The 21,743-nt window shown below is 52.1% G+C and carries 14 protein-coding genes; 5 read left to right on the top strand and 9 right to left on the bottom strand.

Annotated features, from left to right (window positions below):
• Positions 1 to 3: 3 nt before the first annotated feature.
• On the top strand, positions 4 to 4,083 hold the full coding sequence (locus tag ACYU87_RS01470) for a non-ribosomal peptide synthetase (RefSeq protein ID WP_461132244.1): 4,080 nt from the start codon (positions 4 to 6) through the stop codon (positions 4,081 to 4,083).
• 169 nt (positions 4,084 to 4,252) lie between these two features.
• Here ACYU87_RS01470 and ACYU87_RS01465 read toward each other — a convergent pair whose 3' ends face one another.
• From ACYU87_RS01465 to ACYU87_RS01455, 3 genes are all read right to left on the bottom strand, one after another.
• Positions 4,253 to 5,692: an MOP flippase family protein gene (locus ACYU87_RS01465; protein ID WP_461132243.1), complete on the bottom strand. Its 1,440-nt coding sequence runs from the start codon at positions 5,690 to 5,692 to the stop codon at positions 4,253 to 4,255.
• 53 nt (positions 5,693 to 5,745) lie between these two features.
• Positions 5,746 to 8,064 carry a T9SS type A sorting domain-containing protein gene (locus tag ACYU87_RS01460; protein ID WP_461132242.1) on the bottom strand — a complete coding sequence of 773 codons (2,319 nt, stop codon included), beginning with the start codon at positions 8,062 to 8,064 and terminating at the stop codon, positions 5,746 to 5,748.
• A gap of 65 nt (positions 8,065 to 8,129) precedes the next feature.
• Positions 8,130 to 9,149, bottom strand: coding sequence for a T9SS type B sorting domain-containing protein (locus tag ACYU87_RS01455; protein ID WP_461132241.1), 1,020 nt, complete (start codon positions 9,147 to 9,149; stop codon positions 8,130 to 8,132).
• Positions 9,150 to 9,265: 116 nt separating this feature from the next.
• Here ACYU87_RS01455 and ACYU87_RS01450 point away from each other — a divergent pair, with 116 nt between their 5' ends.
• The 3 genes from ACYU87_RS01450 (at position 9,266) to ACYU87_RS01440 (ending at position 11,695) form a co-directional block, all read left to right on the top strand.
• Positions 9,266 to 10,030 carry a 4'-phosphopantetheinyl transferase family protein gene (locus ACYU87_RS01450; protein WP_461132240.1) on the top strand — a complete coding sequence of 255 codons (765 nt, stop codon included), beginning with the start codon at positions 9,266 to 9,268 and terminating at the stop codon, positions 10,028 to 10,030.
• 68 nt (positions 10,031 to 10,098) lie between these two features.
• The gene (locus ACYU87_RS01445) at positions 10,099 to 11,058 is read left to right on the top strand and encodes a hypothetical protein (protein WP_461132239.1); all 960 of its coding nucleotides are present in this window, start codon (positions 10,099 to 10,101) and stop codon (positions 11,056 to 11,058) included.
• Positions 11,048 to 11,695: an acyltransferase gene (locus ACYU87_RS01440; RefSeq protein WP_461132238.1), complete on the top strand. Its 648-nt coding sequence runs from the start codon at positions 11,048 to 11,050 to the stop codon at positions 11,693 to 11,695. The genes ACYU87_RS01445 and ACYU87_RS01440 overlap by 11 nt, the downstream gene beginning before the upstream one ends.
• Here the strand turns inward: ACYU87_RS01440 and ACYU87_RS01435 are convergent.
• The 6 genes from ACYU87_RS01435 to ACYU87_RS01410 all read right to left on the bottom strand — a co-directional run bounded on the left by ACYU87_RS01435 (position 11,692) and on the right by ACYU87_RS01410 (position 18,393).
• A complete protein-coding gene (locus tag ACYU87_RS01435) occupies positions 11,692 to 12,870 on the bottom strand; it encodes a glycosyltransferase (protein WP_461132237.1) in 1,179 nt (392 codons plus the stop codon). The two genes, ACYU87_RS01440 and ACYU87_RS01435, sit on opposite strands and share 4 nt — an antisense overlap.
• 41 nt (positions 12,871 to 12,911) lie before the next feature.
• Positions 12,912 to 14,063: a glycosyltransferase family 4 protein gene (locus ACYU87_RS01430; RefSeq protein ID WP_461132236.1), complete on the bottom strand. Its 1,152-nt coding sequence runs from the start codon at positions 14,061 to 14,063 to the stop codon at positions 12,912 to 12,914.
• A complete protein-coding gene (locus ACYU87_RS01425) occupies positions 14,047 to 15,510 on the bottom strand; it encodes an O-antigen ligase family protein (protein ID WP_461132235.1) in 1,464 nt (487 codons plus the stop codon). Before ACYU87_RS01425 ends, ACYU87_RS01430 begins: the two co-directional genes overlap by 17 nt.
• Before the next feature lie 149 nt (positions 15,511 to 15,659).
• Entirely contained in the window at positions 15,660 to 16,589 is a 930-nt protein-coding gene (locus ACYU87_RS01420; protein WP_461132234.1) for a glycosyltransferase family 2 protein, read from the bottom strand.
• Positions 16,568 to 17,740: a sugar transferase gene (locus ACYU87_RS01415; RefSeq protein ID WP_461132233.1), complete on the bottom strand. Its 1,173-nt coding sequence runs from the start codon at positions 17,738 to 17,740 to the stop codon at positions 16,568 to 16,570. Before ACYU87_RS01415 ends, ACYU87_RS01420 begins: the two co-directional genes overlap by 22 nt.
• A 161-nt stretch (positions 17,741 to 17,901) precedes the next feature.
• On the bottom strand, positions 17,902 to 18,393 hold the full coding sequence (locus ACYU87_RS01410; RefSeq protein ID WP_461132232.1) for a response regulator: 492 nt from the start codon (positions 18,391 to 18,393) through the stop codon (positions 17,902 to 17,904).
• 629 nt (positions 18,394 to 19,022) lie between these two features.
• Between ACYU87_RS01410 and ACYU87_RS01405 the strand changes: the two genes are divergently transcribed.
• Positions 19,023 to 21,632, top strand: coding sequence for a hypothetical protein (locus ACYU87_RS01405; RefSeq protein WP_461132231.1), 2,610 nt, complete (start codon positions 19,023 to 19,025; stop codon positions 21,630 to 21,632).
• The last annotated feature ends 111 nt before the right edge of the window (positions 21,633 to 21,743 follow it).

Here is a 21,743-nt window from a genome sequence, read left to right as displayed (position 1 = left end):
CGGATGACCGAGAGCACTATAACTAGACAACTTATTGACGTTGACTTCGATCCGTTCGAAGGGCCCAGCATTGTGCGACTTGCCCCCGTTACAGAGCCCCAATTAGAAATATGGGCTGCCTGTCAGTTTGGTGGCGATGAGGCAAGCCGGGGATTTAACGAATCGGTATCCCTTCGGTTCACGGGTTTAGTGGATACACTTGCTTTTGACAAAGCCTGGCAACGTTTAATCGACCGGCATGAGTCGCTGCATGCTGCGTTCAGCGCCGACGGAACGCAGATGTGCGTGTTTGGTAACTTCTCCGTTGACCTGGTTCAACTCGATGTTTCGGACAGAACCGACGCCGACCAGCAGCGGGCGGTTGATGCGTATGCCGATGAGGATGCGTTGTACGTATTCGATCTGGTCAATGGGCCATTGATTAAAGGGGGCTTGCTGAAGCTTTCCGATACAGCCTACCACTTCACTCTGACGGCACACCACATCATCTGCGATGGCTGGTCGCTGGGTATTTTGTTGCAGGAGTTGGGCGCGCTGTACTCGGCCTATTCGCAGCACAGATTTCCGGTGCTGGCGACCGCTCCCCAGTACAGTCAATACGCGTTCGAACAGCGCCGGTTCGTGACGAGTGCGGCACATCGGGAAATCGAATCATTCTGGCTCGATCAATACAAAGGGACGGTGCCCGTGGTCGACTTGCCGACGGATTTTCCCCGGCCTTCCCTGCGTCGGTACGAAAGTGCCCGGCGCGATTATCCGATGCAGGCTGCGCTGGCCCGCGCCATTAAGCAGTTGGGGCAGCAGGAGGGAGCCAGTTTTGTGACAATTCTGATCACGGCCTTTGAGGTATTTCTACATCGGCTGACGGGGCAGGACGATCTGGTGGTGGGGCTGCCGACTGCTGGCCAGTCGGTTTCGGGTCAGACAGGACTCATTGGACATTGCGTAAACCTGTTGCCCCTGCGGAGCTTCCCGCAGGCAAATCAGCGTTTCCGGGATTTTTTACACATCCGGAAAGAAGAAATTCTCGATGCTTACGAGCATCAGCAATTAACCTTCAGCAGCCTGCTCAAAAAACTGCCGATCACCCGCGATCCGTCCCGAGTGCCCATGGTTCCGGTTATTTTCAATGTAGACATGGGGCTGGATGATGGTGTTCATTTCTCCGGGCTTGATTATCAGTTAATCAGTAATCCGCGGAAATATGCAGCCGTGGATTTGTTTTTGAACATCAGTGGCTCGTCTGCCGCAAAAGACGCATCGTTAATCTTTGAATGGGCCTATAACACCCACTTGTTCCGGGATGATAGCATCGATCGGATGATGGCCGGGTTCGAGCACTTGTTGACAGAAATCGTTGCCAACCCACTGGTTCGGCTGGGCGACATTCCGCTAACGAGTGCCCAGGAGCAGGAACAGAACCCGCAAGTTGCGCAGTGGAATGACACGAAGGCGGCCTACCCCAGGCAGTCGCCGTTGCATCAGTTGCTGGCGCAAACGGCAACCCAATATCCCGATAAGGTTGCTCTGGTGTCGAACGGGCGTTCTCTTTCGTTTCGTGAGCTGGATGAAGCCGCCAGCCAGGTCGCCCATGCCCTACAGCAAAAGGGTATTGGTCCAAAGGATGTTGTCGGTGTCGTGCTGGACCGGTCACCGGAGTTAATGATTGCGTTGCTGGCCATTCTGAAGGCCGGAGCCGCTTACGTTCCCATTGATCCCGCCTACCCGCACGACCGGATTGCCTTCATGCTGACCGATTCGGCGGCCAACATGCTCATGACGTCGAAGAAGTACCTGAGTGCCGGATCGACCTACCAGCTGGATGGTCAGTCGACTGTTGCGACCAGGGTGCTGGCTATCGAAACCGTACTCGCAGAGTTGGATCGTTATCCGAAAGAGGCACCCGAAATCGTTGTAACGGGCGATGATCTGGCTTATATTCTGTACACATCCGGCTCTACGGGGCAACCCAAAGGCGTCCTGATCGAACACCACAACCTGGTCAATCTGCTGTACAGCATGATCACCATGCCCGGCATAACCAGAGACGATGCATTACTGGCCGTAACAACCATTTCCTTCGATATCGCCGGTCTCGAATTGTTTCTGCCGTTGCTGGTTGGAGCCACATTGGTACTTGCCGACACTGAAACGACGAAAGATGGATGGGCTTTGCTGAAAGCTATTTCTGAGCACAACATAACGATCATTCAGGCAACCCCGGCCACGTATAAATTGATGCTGCTGGCCGGATGGGAACAACGCTTTGACCTCAAAATCCTCTGCTGCGGGGAGCCCATGTCGAAAGACCTCGCCCAGAAGCTGACGGCCCGTTGTGCCTCCCTCTGGAACATGTATGGCCCGACCGAAACGACTATTTACTCCACCGGGAAGCAGATTTTCGCCAGCGATGAGATCATCACCATTGGCCGTCCGATTCAGAATACCCAGGTGTATATTCTGGATGAACAGCGGAAACAATTACCCGTGGGGGCGATCGGTGAAATCTACCTGGCTGGCGATGGCGTAGCTCGGGGCTATCTGAAACGGCCGGAACTGACCCAGGAGAAGTTTGTGCCGGACTCGTTTGCGGCATCGCCCAACCGGATGATGTACCGTACCGGTGACCTCGGTAAGTTTATGCCCGATGGTGAAATCCATTGTCTGGGTCGTATCGATCACCAGGTGAAAATCAGAGGTTACCGGATTGAGCTTGGGGAGATCGAACACGCGCTGGTTAGCCACAGTGCCATTAAAGATGCCGTGGTGGTGGCCCGGGAAGACCGACCCGGTGACCAGCGACTGGTTGCCTATGTGGTCACGAACAAGCCCCTGGTGAACGGCGCGTTTCTGAAGCAGGTACCCGCCTGGCGGACCAGGCTTCGGGAGCTACTACCCGATTACATGATCCCGAGCGACTTTGTCGGCCTGGATGAGTTACCCATTACACCCAATGGAAAAATCGACCGGAAAGCACTGCCCCGGCCCGAAGTGGTGCAAGTTCCGAATGAGTCCGGTGGGGAGCCGGTTTCGGCCACGGAAAAGTTGATCCACGCTATCTGGACGGATGTGCTGGGCGTAGACAAAATGAGCATCGATCATGATTTCTTCGAATTAGGCGGGCACTCCATGATCGCCGTTCAGATGATGACCCGGCTTGAAAAGGAAACGGGTCGCCGACTGCCTCTGTCAACTTTACTCGTGTACCCAACGATCCGGAAACTGGCGACCCTGCTCCAGACGGATGAGCGACCCATGACCTGGAAATCGCTGGTGCCTATTAAGCCAGAAGGAAGTAAAACGCCCATTTATATCATTCATGGCATTGGTCTCAATCTGTTGAATTTCAGTGGACTGGTTAGCTATATGGATGCGGAACAGCCAATCTACGGCTTGCAGGCTCTGGGTCTGGATGGGGTCGATGAACCACTGGATAACATGGAAGCGATTGCTGCCCATTACCTGACGGAAGTAATCGATCAAAATCCGACGGGTCCCTACGCCATTGCGGGGTATTCGTTCGGGGGCTACGTAGCGCTGGAAATGGCTCGCCAGCTTAGGGAGACGGGCAAAGAGGTGAAGCTACTGGCCATGTTCGATACCAATGCCCAGGAACGGGACTCGTCGCAAACGGGGATTCCCCGGCTGATTCGCAAAGTAAACCGGCAGTTTCCCAAGCTGGTATGGTTTATCTCCTCGTTGGCCCAGCACCCGATCATGGCACTTCAGTACCAGCAACACCACGTAAAGCGCAACCTCGATCGGTTCCTGCAGGCGGTTGGTTTACGGAAACCGGCAACCACGCAAACCGAAACGCCACTCGACCATTTAGCGCTGATCATGGAGAAACACGAGATTGCTTTCCACTCGTACACCATGAAACCCTATGATGGGGTGATTGACCTGTTCAAAGCGAAGTTTCGGATTTACTTCGTCGATGACAGCAGGTACCTGGGCTGGAAAAAATACGCTCTGAAAGGTGTTCGAGTACACAACGTGCCGGGAGACCACGAAAATATGCTGTTGCCTCCCAACGATAAAGTGTTTGCCCAAACCTTGCAGCGCGCCCTGGATAACCGGTGAGTCTGGGACAAGCGCAACAGAGTATACTATCAGAAACGCCCCTATTCTACGTAAATGTAGAATAGGGGCGTTTCTGTAGGACAAACCAATGTGGGCTGCTATTGGGTACTACCGTAATTTGGCGGATAGTCGGGGCTGGCAAAATGTCGAAAAGCGTATACTCAACCGCCTAAAGCAGCGCCTGCCGATACGCTTTGATTTCGGTAAACGAAAGCTTATAGGCTAAAGTCAACAAGGCGTAGGTGCCTCCGCCCAGGGCAATTTCGACGATCGTATTGACCAGGCCGGTATCCCCCACGAACAGTTTGTAGGTGTAAATAACACCGACCATGATGAGGCAGAAAATAACGGGCTTGGCCACGTCCCGCATGAAATCGCCCACAAAATCGCCGATGATTGAATGAGCAATGGCAAAATTAGCAACCATGTTTAGGGCTGTTGTCAGCAAAAAGGCCAGGGCGATACCCGTTACGCCCCAGTAGTGTCCCATAACGTAAACCAGGGGTATTTTAACGACCAGCGTGCCCAGGTTGAGGTAGAACAGCAGATTTGGCTTGCCCTTGGTAAAGACCAGCGTATACAGCGGATGGCTCAGGCAGGTGAAAATGCCCACAAAAACAAAGATGTGGATCAAGTCGATAGTTTTTTCCCAGCCCGGCCCATAAATCAGGGGAACGACGCTGTCGGCGGTGATGAACAAGCCAGCCAGAAGCGGCAGGTTGCAGTAGCTGATAAAATCCAGAATTTTCAGATACGACTTCTTCAGATCCGCCAGGTTATCCTTCATCTTGGCCAGAATGGGATAGGCGACCTGCAGGATAATCGGGTTGAGTTTGGCGATCGGAAAAATAGCCAGTTGGTACGCAATGGTGTAGTACCCAAGCATTTTGACACCCAGCATACCCCCGATAAATATATTGTCGGAGTTGAACTGAATAAAGCCCAGAAACCCATCGCCCATGTTGTAGAGCCCGAAGCGAAGGTGGTCCCTGACCTCTTTCAGATTGAACGACCAGGTAGGGCGGAAGAGCGACAGACCAAAAGCAATCTGTAACGCCGACTTAACGGTCTGCATGACCAGGGCACCGATGATGAGCGAAAGCTCGCGGTATCCGTTGTAGGCCAGCGTCACCGTCACTGCCGACCCGATAACGGTTCCGGCAATATCGAGCATGGCTACCGATTTGAACCGAAGTTCCTTCTCCAGTAGAAACATATACAGTTGCCCGAAGTAGGCAATCATGAAATAGTAGGATGACAACCCCAGGACCCTATCCAGCTTCGGCTCGTGGTAAAAGGAGATAATGAGGGGGGAGGTAAGGTGAATGACCACGAAGATGAAAAAGCCAACCAGAAGATTCAGAAAGTACAGCGTCGACAATACATTACGGTCGCTTTCCTGCTTGTAAATGATGGAGTTGGAGAAGCCCAGGTTAGAGAATATCTGAAAGAAAGCAATAATCAGATTGCTGATGCTGACGATACCAAAATCGGACGGGTCCAGCAGACGGGCCAGAACGGCCACCTGCAAAAACTGAAACAGGGTAGAAATTACCGTAGAAACGGTAATCCACTTGCCCCCGTTCATTGCCTTTTGTGTATTACTCATTTACGTATGCTGTGGGCTTGTATTGGTGATAAGGGCCGCACTAAATTTGCCCCTTACTGATTGAGAATAATCTTTTTGATCAATTTTGCCGGTCCCTGGCGCACTTCCAGCAGATACAATCCGTTGGCCAGCGCACTCAAATCGAGCTGTTCGTTGAGAACGCGACCTGGTTTGAATAAACTTATTTGTTTACATATTCGACCCGAATTGTCGTAAATGGTCACGTTCACGGGTCTGATATCCCCGTTTTCGAGCGTTACTTTAACATAGTCATTGGCCGGGTTTGGGTACACCTGCAAGCTGCTCAGGCTATTTTTTGCGTCTGAACTGGCGGCACGGGTGGGCATGACAAAGACAGGGGTTTCACTCACGTTTACCGTAATGGTACCCGTTTGGCTAACCTGTACGCTGCGGTTCATGTCATCACGGCCAACAGCGGGTGTACAAATCTGGACAGTATCGCCCTTTAATACCGGCAGATTATAGGTACCCGTTCGGCCTTTTTCATCGGGGATCAGCAGGACATAAGCCGACTGTCCATCCCGTTCGTACCGATCTACCAGCGGATCGTGGCTAATGGTTTCTTTGTAATGATAGTCGCCGAGCAGGTTTTTGGCCTGGTAAAGAAAATCAGCGGCTGGTTTACGGGTTTTGCCAATCTCGTTCAGCAAACCCATGGAGGCAAACTGGGTCGGATTCTGAATATCGAAGTCGTAGGCCTGAAAATAAAAGACCCGGTCAATACCCACCCGGCTGTACAGCAGCGACGTTCGCAGAATCCAGTCGGCCTGTGTTTCCAGAACGCTTTTCCGACCAATTGGGATGGCCCGAAACGGACTGTCCTGGTTGATATCGTACCCCGCTTCCGTAATCCAGACCGGCATACCCTGCGCGTACTGGCGGGACAGTTTCACGAAAGCCGCTGCCTGCTCGCCAACGCCTGCCAGTTCGGGAGCGACACCCCGGGTAGCCCCGCCATTCTGCTCCGACAGAACATCGTTGGCGTATAAATGCTGGTTGATAACATCCCAGCAAAGGTTGACTGAACCATCGGGACGGTACCCCCGAAATTCTTTACACCAGTCGATCATAGCCCGTAAATAATCGGTGGTCGGGTTCGACATGCCCCCCATCACCACAACCACGGATGGATCGGCATTCTTCACACCAACTCCTGGGCCCATCGTGTTTTTATGTCCGTCGTAAAAAGCCGATAAGTTGGCCGCATACTCGCGGGCCGACTGGTAGCCATTCCGACCTTTCCAGGTCTTGTCCGGTTCGTTATTGCACTCGATGTAACGAATCAGGCCCAGTCCAATCTTAACCGTGTTGACTCCGGCCCAGGTCACTTCCGGACTGACGCTGACCAGCGCCGGGTTGACTTTTTTGTTAAAGCCATACCGCGCCATGTACTGAAACGCTACTCGTGCGTGCTCAATGTAAGACGTTGGTTTTGACCGGTCACTACCGTAGCGCGCGGGTGAGTTGCTGTAGTCCCGGCCATCCTCAGGATAGGTATTTTCCATCCACTTGGGCAGGGTTTGCAGGCAGGCCAGCATCTCAACGCCATCGGTGCCCAGGCGTTCATACATGCCATCATAGGTCCAGCTTCCGCTGAAGGTCGGGTTGAAGGTGTAGCTGCCCTGCGTGGCTTCCAGCTTATCCCAGTCGATGTAGTGGCGCATCGACGAAAAGCTTTTCAGGGCATTGATGCGCGTATCTTCAACCTCCCGGAGGGCCGCACCGGTGGTTGGATCTTCGGCATCCCATTCGAATCCGTTGATGCCTAGCGTGTGCCGAAACGGATAGGATGCCAGCGGCAAAAGGTCCGGTTCCTTCCCGATCTGGTAGGTGCCGTACAGTTCCATTTCGGTCGGGTAAAAGCCGGACGAATTCAGCACCAGGTAGCGGGCATTGGTGGTCGATACCTTAATGACCAGATCCGTCGGGTGTTCCGGATCGGGGCCTACCCAGGTCTGGTATTTATCGCCGGTGAAACGGGCAATCGGAATACGTTCCCATTTGTCGGTAATAATCGACAGGGTCATGGGCGTATCGGTATACGAACCGGCTCCATCATACATCCGAAGGCTGTCGATGGAAATGCGTTCGCCCGGTAAAAGCGGGTAATACGCGTCGAAATTGGTTAATATTTTGCCCCAGCCAGTATTGACCGTTTCACTGATGTCGCCATCAAATAACGCGCTGAGGCCATTCGTCGTGTTATTAACCTGGTACCAGCGTTTCGGATCAAGCCCTATTTTAGCGGCATTCTGGCTGGTTGTCCCCTGTTTCGTGTGGGCCTGTTGAGGCTGGTCCGCACTGGCGAACGTGACTGAAGCAAGGGTTAAAAGGAGGAGGGCTTTGAGCATTGGATGAGTACTGTCAGGCTTTGTCAAGAAGATGGGTGGTGTCGTAGTGAGTGAATGAAGCGGTTTTAACGCACAAGCAGTACGTGACCGGTTTGAACGTGTTCACGCTGGTTCCGACTGGTACCTTCTGGTCGATAAGCGATCGTCCAGGTGTAATCGCCCGATGCGCAGGGACTCCCGCCGTAGGTGCCATCCCACTTCTGGTTTACGTTCGTGCTGGCAAAAATTACGCTCCCCCAGCGGTTATATACTTTCAGATCGTAAGACGAAACTTTGGGCATGAAAAATGTCAGGTCATCATTCTGCCCATCGTTGTTCGGCGTGAATATGTCCGGTACATACACCTGACTGGACACGCAATCCTCGCACTGCCTGACCTGAATATCGTCGACCACCATATCATTACCGCAGCCGTAGTCGCCCTTTGTGTTCACCAGTTTCAGAATAACATCTTCGGTGGTCGGGGGGGCATTGAACAACGCCGTATGCTGAAGCCAGACGGGTCGATCGTTTAGATTAATAGACCCGATTGGGACGGAAGAGAGAATAGTGCCGCTTTTCGTTTCGAGGGTAAGCATCAGATTTGGAACGAGTGGCGTGGGGCATATACCTGTTTTGAGCAGGTTAAGAGCCCACAAAGAGAGTTCATAAGTGGTGCCGGGACATAGTCCGGATACGGTTTGCTGGTAAAAAGCCCCGGCCGTATTGGCCCCGTTGACAATCATCATGTTTCCATCTACATCGTCGGGGGTATGATCCGTCGGAACGGCGTACCAGGTATAATTAAAACATCCCCCGTCGATGGTCTCCGTAACCGTGTATTGTCCATCACTAGGGCACGTTGGGGGTACGTATTGATAAGGTGTTAGGCCCGCCATGGATATGGGCTGGCTAGCTGTACCAAATGTTTGATTAATAAGCAACGGGCCGGATGGATTGGCGCAGAATTGCGCAAAAACCGGTTGGCAACAGGCGTACACGGAATAGATAAGCAAGCCAGTGCCGCCGTGTAACACCTTGAGCCATAGTCGGCTGACTCGTTTAAGTTTATGGTAATCAAGAAGCATGGTTAGTGATTTAGACATTGATCGCTTAATTTGGTCACCATTTGCGCTAATGAATCGCCTTATTGTCAACTAATTACAGATAGTGGATAAAGGCCACTGTTCATTAGTACCGGATGGATAAATCGTGTCTTCGTATGGCTATCTGTCATGTTTTCTGCGCCGAGTCGGAGGTTGTTTCGTGGCATCCCTGCCCGGATTATCCGGATGTAGTGGATGACCCGGTAGCTGTTTTTCGGTTTCAATTACCCGAACAGACTGTTCTGCCAACGGAGTTATTGTCGTTGCTCCAGCCCGACGAAATTAGTCGGGCCAAACGATACCACCGGGCTGAGGATCGGCAGCGATTCGTTTATGCCCGGGGGCTGCTGCGCATCCTGACCGGACGCTGCACGCACCAGCGTCCGGAGCAGGTGCGGTTCGCGAAAGATGCGCATGGCAAACCCGTTCTGGCGGGCGATACGGGTTGGCACATGAACGTATCGCATTCCGGCAACTGGATTCTGCTGGCGGTTGGGAACGTTAGGCTTGGCGTTGACGTAGAGCGGATACAGTCTCCATTCGCTTACAGCGATATGCTGCCTACCAGTTTTAGTCCGGCAGAGCAGGCTTATATCCGAGCTGATGCCGACAGCCGACGGCGTTTTTATCAGCTGTGGACCCGTAAAGAGGCCCTCATCAAGGCAACGGGTAAAGGCCTGGATGACGATTTTTTCCGGATTCCCGCTCTGAACGGCCCCCATCAAACAGACAGCCAGGTGATTGGGAGCACGGGTGACTGGCAGGTGATGGGTTTTGTCATCTCGGCCGATTATCCGGGGGCTGTTGCGTACCCGGCGATGGTCGAAACACCTAAATTTTACACTCTCGAAAGTGGCTTATTCGTTAATTTAAAGTCCTAACGTAGGAAGGGTGAGCGACTTTGCTTGCCAGCTCTCTCCGTATTGACTAAATCAACGCCTGTGCCTGTATGCAGCGATTAATGCTGAAATTTCTGTATGTAGTGGCCGCTCTGAAATATGCAGGAATCCGGCAGGATCTCCGGTATTTTATCCGCGACAACTACTTTGCCCGGTTAAATCAACTTCGGTTTGTCGCCAAAGATTACATCGCGAAGAAGAAGTACAAAGTGGTTGATTTTCACGGCGAATTTGACCAGGAATTGCGTTACGTTCTGCCCTTTGCTTACTGGCACTACCTGAATGGTACTCTCAAGCAAACGATCTCCAGCAGCAATACCAAACCGTTCTACTTCTTCAGCGAAAACCACACCGAAAAATACGAAAAACGGGTTTGGCAGGCTGGTTACGGCTATTACGAAGTACCCAACATGACCCACAGCCCCTCGTTTAGTTTCACCAAATGGGCGCGGGTACCGCTGAAAAGCCACTATAAGAATGACCGGTTCGTGTTTGAAAAACCGATCCTGGTTATTGCCAATAAGTACAACATCGAATGGGATAAACCACCCGTTAATTTTCTGGACATTCCCGCCCTGAATCGGATTGTGTCGATGTTTAAGCAGTCGTACCAGATCATTTATAACCGCCCGCTCTCTTCCCAGATCGTTGTCGATAACAGCGAAATCATGGATTTGAACGAGCATGCGTGGCTTCGGCAAAACCACTCGGACGTTATCCTGATGAATGACCTGCACGAACAGCACCGCGATAGCGTAGCCAACTTCAATCACCTTCAGCTACTCGTCTATGCCAACTGCGACCGGTTCATTTCGATGCATGGCGGTACGGCGGCTCTGGCCAGTTACTTTGAGGGCATCAATATCATTCTGTCGCATCCGGGCGGGGGGATGGAGCATCATTTCAACGAATACGATACTATTTTTCCGGCCCTTTCGGGCGCTAAAATCCTGCACGCCAAAAATACGGCCGACGTATTTCAGTATTTAGACCAGCATTATGTCATTTAAACACTATATCGACCAGCGACCTGCGCTCAAGCAATTTGTACATTGGCTACTTGAGCCCCATAACCAGGCCAAACCACGCCGTTGGGTAAGATGGTTTGTTAATCCATTTATCCATAACCTGCATCGGACGGCCATTATTCGCTCCAGCGTACGGCTGGATGTCTTACCGTACAACGCCTTTTCGCTGGGAGCGCACAGCATCATCGACGATTTTGGGGTGATCAACAATGGGGTTGGCCCGGTTCAGATCGGCGATAATACCCTTGTCGGTATTGGTGGCGTTGTCATTGGTCCGGTTAATATTGGGTCGAAGGTCATTATGGCTCAGCACGTTGTGCTTTCGGGCCTGAATCACTCCTACGAGAATGTGGAATTGCCGATCCGCGATCAGCGGGTAACCATGCGACCCATTGTTGTTGAAGACGAATGCTGGATCGGGGCCAACGTAACCATTACGGCGGGCGTTACCATCGGGCGACATTCGGTTGTGGCGGGTGGTAGTGTTGTTACGCGTGATGTGCCGCCTTACACGGTTGTGGGCGGCAATCCGGCCCGGATTCTCAAGCACTATGATCAGGAAACCGAACAGTGGCTCAAAGGAGCCGGCCTGAATCCTCCCCTGGTTCCAGCAGTTTAAAGCTGCTCAATAACGGCCTCAAATTCTTCTGCCCGTTTCTTCCACGAGTTGGCTCTGGCCATAACCACCCGTTCGTTGACCCGGGGAGCACTCGTATCGGCCAGGGCACGGCGGAGCGCCTGCTCAAACGCTACCGGGCTTCCGGCCATGTCAACAACGCCATCGAAGTCGTCGAGAATCGAAAAAGGAGTAGAAACGACGGGTAAACCAGCCGCCAGGTATTCGTTAATCTTTAAGGGATAAATTGTGTAGGTGTGTTCGTTGCACACGAACGGAATCATGGCCGCCTGCATGTTGGCCAGCAAGGCGGGTAGCTCGGCCGGTTGATGAGGAGGAATAAACTCAACGTTCGGGTAAGCCGAGAGCCGCTGTTTAAGGCTGGGTTCATTAACCTCGCCCACAAACTGGAACAAAACATCCGGCATCGTACGAACACAGTGTTCGACCAGAGGCAGGTCGATGCGGTTATCGGCTGTACCCAGGTAACCAACGATTGGCTTTAGCGGAGGGCGTTTCTCCGCCAGTTGACGGGCCTGATGGAATAAGTCGAAGTTAACCCCGTTTTTGACGCAGTACGCGTTGGGTTGCTGCACGGATTTGGAACGGCGCAGGGCTTCCGATGTCGTGATGATCGCGTTGACCTGCTCTAGGTACATCGACTCGTACCGATTTCCGTGGCGGCTTATCCAGGTGGCCGCCGTTATCTCATCGAAACAATAGTAAATCGTAGCCCATTCATTCAGCTGATGCAGCATGGGCAGGCCAAAGACTGGGTTAAATGCGTTGATGACCAGCGGCTTTTTCATGTTCAGCTCGCTCATAACCCGACGCAGTCCTTTCACCATCCGACCGACATTCTGCTTGATGAGAACATCATAAGGTCTGTCAGACAACCAGTTGATGGGAAGCATCAGGGGGGGCGTCCAGACAAAGACATCGCTGCCGTTATCGACAGTTTTCTTAACCAGCGGGTTTTTTAGGCGCATCAGTTCCTGAAGAGGAACATCCTGGCGGCCAATAGCGCCCATCGCAAAGTCTTTCAATGTGTACTGGTAATCGACGTAAAGAATCCGATGCCGTACCGATAATTCAGACATCAACTGAACAACTGCCTTCTGAAAATCACCTTTCCAGGGGGTTTGTCCAACACAAATGATGCTGTCGAAATTTTCCATTTACAACCAGAAGTGAGTAAGGGGCAAGCTAAGCAAAAAAATCAATAAGCCACCGATGCAGCGTTTGCATTTACAGTTTCCTCGTATACATCAAGTAACTTATTGGCCGCAGCCTGCCATGAAAATAACGCGGCACGGGCCAGACCTTTTTTGCGCAGATCGGCACGCAGGGTGGGTTGCTGGATAAGGTAGCTAAGCTGTAGGGCCATGGCTTCTACCGATGTAGGGTCAACCAGCAGCGCTGCATCACCGGCTACTTCCGGCATAGACGACGTAGACGACGTCAGAACGGGAGTACCACATGCCATGGCTTCCAGAATAGGTAAGCCGAAACTTTCCCGGAGCGATGGGCAAAGGAAAATTGTTGCGGCATTGTACACCAGGGGTAGAATGGAGTTGGGTATGTAGCCGCACAGCAGGATGTTCTCGGCGAGTGCCTGTCCGTCAATATCTGTCAGGATCGCGTTCAGCGAAGCGACTGTAAGGTTCGAGACAACGACGGGTAAGGTAAGCTGGCCCTGTTTTTTCAGGCGCAGCAATGCCTTCATGACCCCCTGCACGTTTTTTTTCGGATCGGTGTTGCCCAGGAAAAAAATAAATTCTTCCGGTAGTCTGAACTGTTGCCGGATGCTCGCGAGCTGATCGTGGTCATCAATGAGCTTGAACTTATCGCTGACACCATTCCAGATGGTAACGACCTGATCGGGGTCCAGCTTCAGGTGGTCAATAATCCGTTGCCGCTCAAAATCAGAGACCGTAATAATCCGATCACATTTATTCACGATCTGGGGCACATTCCACCGGCGGTATTGATTCCCAAAACGCTGGTACCAGCTGCCACGCAGCATTGGCTGATTTTCCAGAAAAATGATGTCATGAAGCGTCAGTACCAAAGGCACTGGCGAATGCAGCGGGGCCGTATTGGCGGTACAGTGCAGTAGATCAACGCCGTGTTGTTTCACCGCTTTCGGCAGCGCATATTGTTCCCAGAGCGGATACGGACCGCCAGCCAACTCCACTAGCTCAACATTCGGGGTATCAGGCAGTCCGGCCCGGTCGGTATCGGGCTTCACAAAAATGACCAACTCGTGTTGATCCGAGGTCGATAGAGCCCGGATTGTTTCAAGAGCCACGATGTCCATACCGTGCTTGTGGGGCCTCAGGAGCCGCTGTGCTTCAATGCCGATCCGCATGTAGTGATTTCGTTGGGGTGTCCCATCGGGAACAGGTGGTGAATAGTACTGAATTGATGAAAATGATCGTGCTCGTCGGGAACTGGCCCAATATTGGGTTGGTATAGCTCACGACAGCGATACCGATGAACTCGGCCAAGAGGGCAATCATCAGTACCCTGAGGGAAGAGTCGTTCAACTGCCAGATCCGGTATGTACCCAGCAGGATTATGCCCGCCAGCATCATCAGGTAAATGGTCAATCCTACCACCCCAGTTTCGATCCAGAGCTGAACGTACCAGCTATCTGTTGGAATCTGAGCCGCAAAGTGATTGGGCGAGAAGCGGTTACCCGCGCCCGATGAGGTGCCAATACCTGCCCCGAATGGTCTGTCTTTTAGAAAATTGCGTAGCTTTTGCTGGTTCTCCAGTCGAACCAGAAACGAGGCATCTTCGGTGGGGCGAAGCGCGGTGCGAATACGGAAAATCTGATAATTGGAGTCACCAACCGACGTAAATAGCAGGATACCAAGAATGGGTGCCGCGATCAGGAGCCCCCGAATAATATTTAGCGGGTTGCGGCTCAGAAACAGATACGCCGGGAATCCGGCCAATAAAACGAACAGGGCGCCCCGTGTACCCGAAACAGCAAACCCCCAGAAAAGGATGGCGGCCAATACGAGGCAAATGATTCGACTGCCCCAGGACTTGCCTTCGAAGAACAGAATCAGGCAAACCAGGGTTACGCCTGCCATTTCGGAGCCAAACTGACCCGCATCGGAATAGAAGGAGAAACTGCGTAGCTGTCCCCACAAAACATGAGTTCGGGCACCCCCTTCGGCCAGCCATTGACTCTCGGCACCCGCCAGACCGATGTACTGCTGCTTAAATCCCCAGAAGGCGGCAAATACTGACCAGGCCAGCCAGGTGATAATGAACAGGCGGATGTCCTTGCGGCTGATCGGGTTAACCATGACGACGATGGCAATGAAAAACCAGCTTAGCGAAAATGAACGAACGTTATAAAACCAGGCCGGACGGTAGGGGGCTTCGGGGTTGAAATATTCGAGCAGAGTGTAGGCCAGCCAAACGATAAGTATCCACAGGAACGGCTGTTTTAACTGCTTCCAGTCCATTCGCTTTCCGTTCAGGAAGGTGCCTAACAGGCTGAGCACCAGAAGTCCGTCTAGCGCGGTGCCAAGCGGAATGGCGGGTGGCAGGAAGCGGGTGAAGCCAATCAGAAAACTCAGATGAACGTACAGAAATAACCCGATCTTAGGCTCGATCAGAACCCCCAGCAGCAAGGCGATAGCAATGGGTAAACCAACGAGCGTAGCGCCACCGAGCAGGCCATAGGTGCCCACCAGCCAACCGGCCAGCAAAGCGACCAGGATGCCAATCACGTAGATGAGCCAGGGGCTTTCGCGCCATTGCTCAGCGGCAAAAAGAGAGCGGTTCGTGAGGTCCATCTGTTGTTAACGGTTTGTCTTGGGTAATGATCAGGCTGCTCGTCTGGACTTTCCCCAAACCCCGAAACGACTGCCCTGACAAAAACGGGCGAATCTATCCAGCACACACCAGTTCATAAAAACAAAGTAAAACGGAATATAACGTACGGTCAAACCGGCGATACGCTAGGCGATGTTAAATTCCAGAGCGTACCCCGCATAAACGCTTTGGCGTGCGTCAACTGGCCGGTAAGCAGATACGAAGCCATGTGCTTTGGTAAAATACAAAAGGCAAAGAACGAATAAAAAACCACTCGCTGAAAAACAGAGCAATGGCGTCGCATGAATAGAATCCGGTTGCGCGTCAGGTAATAGGTTTTCAGCGGACTGTGCTGCCCGACGGATACGGATTCTTTGTGGAGAATAGACGCCGTCGGCTGATAATAAATAAGATAACCCGCGTCCCGGATCCGTTGCGACCAGTCCAGTTCTTCGTAGTACAGGAAGAAACGCTCGGCAAACCGCCCAACCTGTTCAACAACCGTCCGGCGGATCATCATGGCACAGCCGTGCGCAAAATTGGTCGCGTGAGGCTCATCATACTGGCCCATATCGGTCTGGTTACACCCAATGGCCGTTGCTGTTCCCGTATACATATTGATGGGACTATAGCCTGCGTACTGGAGTAGCTGAGGGGAATCGTAAAACCGTATTTTCGGGCAAACGACCCCAATATCAGGCCGCTCGGCAAACGGAGCAAGCAGGTCTTCAAGAATCGTTGGCGACAGTTCGGTGTCGTTATTGACAATAAAAAAGTAATCGCCCCGCGCTTCCTGCATACCCAGGTTGTTGCCGCCGGTAAAGCCTAAATTAACCTCCGACCGGATGTACCGCAGGTGCGGGTACTGGCTTACGTTCACGGTACCGGCAAACGGCTCTACCGATCCATTGTCGACCACAATGATCTCGTAGGCAGGGTAGGTGAGGCCCTTTGCTGATTCCAGAAACTGACGCGTTACGTCGGCCTGGTTGTAGTTGATGGTGATGATTGAGACGAGGGCCGACTCGTCTGTGCCGACTACACGTTCTCTTTTTGCCATAAACTGAATAGGGTCTGCCAGATGATCAGCGCATCTGTTTTAAACGAAAAGGTTGACGCGTATTCGATGTCCAGTAAAGTCCGCTCTTTGTCGGACATGGGTCCCTGGCCTTTTCCCCGTTTCTTTACCTGCCACAAACCCGTCAGGCCAGCCGGTCCCGCAAATCGCCGGGCAAATTCGTCGGAGGTCAGTTTCTCCGCTTCGTACAGGGGCAGCGGACGATTACCGACCAGCGACATATCGCCCACCAGAATGTTAAACAGCTGGGGCAGTTCGTCGATGCTGCTATTGCGCAGAAACGTGCCGATCCGGGTGATGCGTGGATCATTACGGAACTTCATGAACTTTGCTTTTTCCTGTGTTTCCTGCAAATAATGCTTTTCACAGATGTGGTGATCCTGATCGAACAGCAGCTTCTGGCAGGGGACGCCGTCTGCCTGGCACGCACTACAGGGTACGGCTTCAGGGCTGTTGAAGGCTGCTTTACTGTCTGCTTTGGCGTAGATATTGTTCGAGGCCAGTTGGGCCAGAAGCTGGTCTGCTTCAACACGCATGGTCCGGAACTTATACATGTTGAACACATGGAAATTGGCCCCGGCCCGCTTCGACTTATAAATGATCGGTCCTTTTGAATCAAGCGCGATAACGGCGGCAACGATCAGCAGTACCGGTGATAACAGCAGCAGAACGGTGAACGAGACACTAATATCGAGCAGGCGTTTCCACCAGGGTAAACGGAACTGACCGGGGGTTGCCAGCAGGCTGGGCTTATCGAAGGTCCGAACCTGATCGCTCAACGAGAGGTAATAGCTTATTTTGGTCTGGAGTCGGTAGTTGTCTTCGTGAATCGCCAACAGGTCGGTAACGCCCGACACGATGGTCGCTTGTTCCAGCGGGCTTTCGCCCAAACGGGATACGATGAGAAAAGGGACCAGCCGATAATCGCAATTGTTGCGAACCAGGCTTACCATAACATCCCCGTTAGTTCTGTCTGTAATGATCAGATCGACTTGCTGGTTATCCGTCAGCCATCTCTCCGATTCGTTTGTCTCCTTGAAGCGTATAATCGAATGACCTGAACCAATCAAACTGGCAATCCGGTTGGCGATCAGATCGTCTTCTATTACCAGTAAGACATAAATTATAGGCATTTTTTTGTTTGTATAAGCGGGTTTTTATGCCCACAGGGGTATTGATCAGCTACGCTGGTTGTGAGACCGACGAACGACAGAAGTAAGTAACAGGAAATGGAAGCAGAAGTAGAGTCAGATCATTGACGAGGGGAGTAGTGGTTACCGTATCGGACGGTTGTTTACGATACGGCCATATCACCCAGCAGCATAGATAGAATGCGTGAGCGCTGGGGCCAGGAGGTTTTTGCTTCGGACTTAATCTGAAGGGGCTGGCTGTCCGGAGCTTGCTGACCTGTCAAATCGGCACGCCGGAGCAGGGAATGAAGCTTGGCCTTCACTTCTAGGGGATTAAACGGTTTGGACAGGAACGCATCGACACCCTGTTCCAGGCAATCGATCCGGGTTGTACTGTCCGATACATTGGATAAAATAACGACCGGCGTCTGTGCCGTGAGGTGGCTCATCCGAATCAGCTTTGTTAATTCCAGTCCGTTAAAAACGGGTAGATCCAACTCGGTAAGTACCGTGTCGAAACGGTTTCCCTGAATTAACAAGCGAGCCGCTTCCTGTCCTGTGTTAGCCACTGTAATTCTAAAATCTTTCGACAGGGTTTGTACAAGTATATCGACGACGTACTGATTTTCGTCTACGATGAGGATATGGCGTTTCATCTTCATTAAAGTAATCTAGAGTAGTAAAATCTATGGGTTAGATTCGAATTTTTAGACTACGATAGTATAAAGTCGGTTACTACCGGGGGAATTAAAAAAAAGCATTTCCGGGAAGGCCATTCCAAAAAGCAACTCCATACTGATCCGGTTTTAGCCAAGCTATTTTGTGAATGTTAAGGCTATGTAGCTGATAGTGAGAGGTGTAATTTCTCGATTAATCAGATGGACCAGCACTTTGATGGTTTGTATGGCTTTAATGGCCAATTTTAGCGGGCGACATGAAAATTGATTATACGGTATGTTTATTCAAGTTAAAAAACGGATTCAACGACATACTAAAAGCTTTATTTGTAGTTTAACGTTTTTGCCCGTCTTGGTTATTTTATATATTAATTTGCATGTTAATTAATTAAATATACTGTAAAATGCCTTTCTAGTAACAATAGGGCCTACGTTTACCCGAAGGCAAAACAGCGGCTTTCAGGAAAAATACCAACCAATAAATGTAAACATGATATAGTGTCAATAATTATGCCATGCTGGGTATTTGAGCTGAAACAACAATCCACGTTCCTTTTCCTCCGTTTTGGTACAAAGCCGTATCTTTGAGCTACGTATCAGTTGATTTTATGAACCAACCAACCTTTCCTCAACCATCCCGGCAAACCAGCCTGCGCCCGCACCTGATTGCCGTACTCGGTTTATTTGTGCTGGCCCTTATTTATTTCTCACCGGTTATGTCGGGCAAAACGCTATCCATGCACGACGTGCAGGAGGCTTCTGCATCGGCCCGTGAAATTCGCGAAATCGCAAAAGAAACGGGGGTAAAGCCGCTCTGGACGGATGCCGTATTCAGTGGTATGCCCGGTTACATGATTGATTTCAACTACCCGTATATTCTGGTTTACAAGGGTGTCATGGCCGTTGTTAATGTGCTGCCCAATACGGCCAGCATCATCTTTATGGTTATGCTGAGCATGTACATTCTGCTCGCGGTACTGGGCTGCAACGCCTGGCTTTCAGCTCTTGGTGCGGCTGCCTACGGGCTCGGTACGTTCGGTATCGTTAGTCTGGAGGCAGGGCACGTTTCTAAGTTATTCGCTATGGCCTATGGGGCCGGCATGTTTGCCGGCATAATCCTCGCTTTACGGGGGCGCTATTGGGTTGGGGCGGCCCTGATGGGCTTTTTTATGTGTATGGAACTGGGGGCCAACCACATTCAGATAACCTATTACCTGTTCATGGCCGCAGCCCTGTACGTAATCATTGAAGGCGTTTCGCTGGTTCGGGCGGGGAAAACGCGGCAGCTGGTTCTCGGGCTGGCTACGCTGGCCGTCGTGAGTGTACTGGCAGCGGGTAGTTTCGGCAAACGGCTGCTCGTGCTCAACCAATACACCAAAGAAACGATTCGGGGTAAATCAGAACTGACGGCAAAAACGACCAACCCGGACGGCAAGTCGCCTAGCAGCGAATCCAAAGGGGGACTGGACAAAGATTACGCCTTCACCTATAGTTATGGCAAAGCCGAGACACTTACCCTGCTTATTCCCAATGCCTACGGTGGTGCATCGGGAGGTGGGTTAACCACCGGATCGGAATTCTACAAAGCCATGACAAGCCGGGGTGTCGATCCGGCAGCGGCCAAGCAAATGGCGGAGCTGGGGGCGCCTACCTACTGGGGCGATCAGCCTATGGTGGGTGGACCAGCCTATGCCGGGGCGGCCCTGTTGTTCCTGTTTGTGCTGGGTCTGTTTGTCATCCGCGGATCAGTTAAGTGGTGGCTGCTGAGTGCCACGGCCCTGATGATTATGCTGGCCTGGGGAAAGAACCTGTTGTTTTTCAACGAGTTTCTGTTCGATAATTTGCCTTACCTCAACAAGTTCAGGGCTATGACGATGGCTTTCTGTCTGGCCCAGTTGTTCATTGCCGCCGGGGCCGCGCTGGGAATTCAGCAGATTGTTAGCCAGAAGCGTACGCTGGCCGAGCTGAAACAGCCGTTGTTGATTAGTTTGGGGCTAACCGCCGGTTTGGCCGCTGTGCTGGCGTTGCTGAGCGGGTCGCTGTTCAGTTTCCAGGCACCGAACGATATTCCTTTCTTGTCCCGCTATTTTAGCGAAGCCGCCCAGCAGTTCCAAACGGCTCTGATCACTGACCGGCAGAGCCTGTTCCGGGCCGATGCCATTCGGTCGGTTGTTCTGATTTTGCTGGCAGCCGGTGCCGTCTGGCTATTCCTGACGACTAAAATCAAAGCCGTCCTTTTTTACCCGCTGATACTGGCCATCGTTGTCTTCGATTTATTTGCCGTTGACAAGCGCTTCCTGAACAGCGACGACTTTGTGTCGAAAACCCAGGCCAGCGTTCTGTTTGAACCTACCTCGGCCGACCAGCAGATCCTGCAGGATAAGTCCCTGGGATACCGGGTGTTCGACCAGACTGGCTCGTTCATGGAAACCAACCGGACGTCTTATTTTCACCGCTCGATCGGGGGCTACAACACCACTCGACTCCGGCGGTATAATGAGCTGATCAGCTTCGCTTTTCCGACCAACACGCTCAACGTGTTAAACATGCTGCACGCGAAATACGTCATTCAGAACGGACAGCCCAATCCGAACGATCCGCAGCAGGCACCCGCTGCACCCGTTGCGCTCCCGAACCCCGAGGTGATGGGAGCCGCCTGGTTTGTGGGTACCGTGCGGCAGGTAAATAACGCCGACGAAGAGATGGCGGCCATGAAAACCCTGAATCCGCGCGATTCGGCGGTTGTCGACAAGCGATTTGCCGCGCAGTTGGGGAACCTGCCCGCTACCCTGGATCACACGGGGAGTACCATTCAACTGACGAGCTACCGACCCGATAAGCTCTTGTACGACGTCAACGCGGCCCGCGATGGGCTGGCTGTTTTCTCGGAAATCTACTACCGGGGTGAGTCGGACTGGCAGGCGTTTATTGATGGCAAACCAGCGCCACACCTGCGGGCGAACTATGTCTTACGGGCGTTGCGTATTCCCGCCGGGAAGCACACCGTCGAGTTTCGATTTGATCCGCCACTGGCGCATACGGGCGATACAATTGACCTGATCTGCAATGTGTTATTGATTGCTCTCATTGGATTTGTCATCTTTCACGAAGGGCGGAACAGGCGTCGGCAATCGGCAAGTGAGCCGGCACCCGTATTACCGTCGGCACCTACTGAATTAAATCCAGCGGCAAAAGCAACGAAAGTAAAAACACGATGAGGGTTCAGGGCCGAAAAGAGACGGGCCGGAGCAACCAGCTTTAGTTTATTTCTACCAAAAAACGTCCTTACGAGGGCGTTTTTTGTTTACTAGTAGAACTTCACCAGGCGT

It is taken from the genome of Spirosoma lituiforme (genome assembly GCF_054776635.1).
The sequence above is the reverse complement of the archived record's forward strand: the minus strand, read 5'-3'. Positions and strand labels throughout refer to the sequence as shown.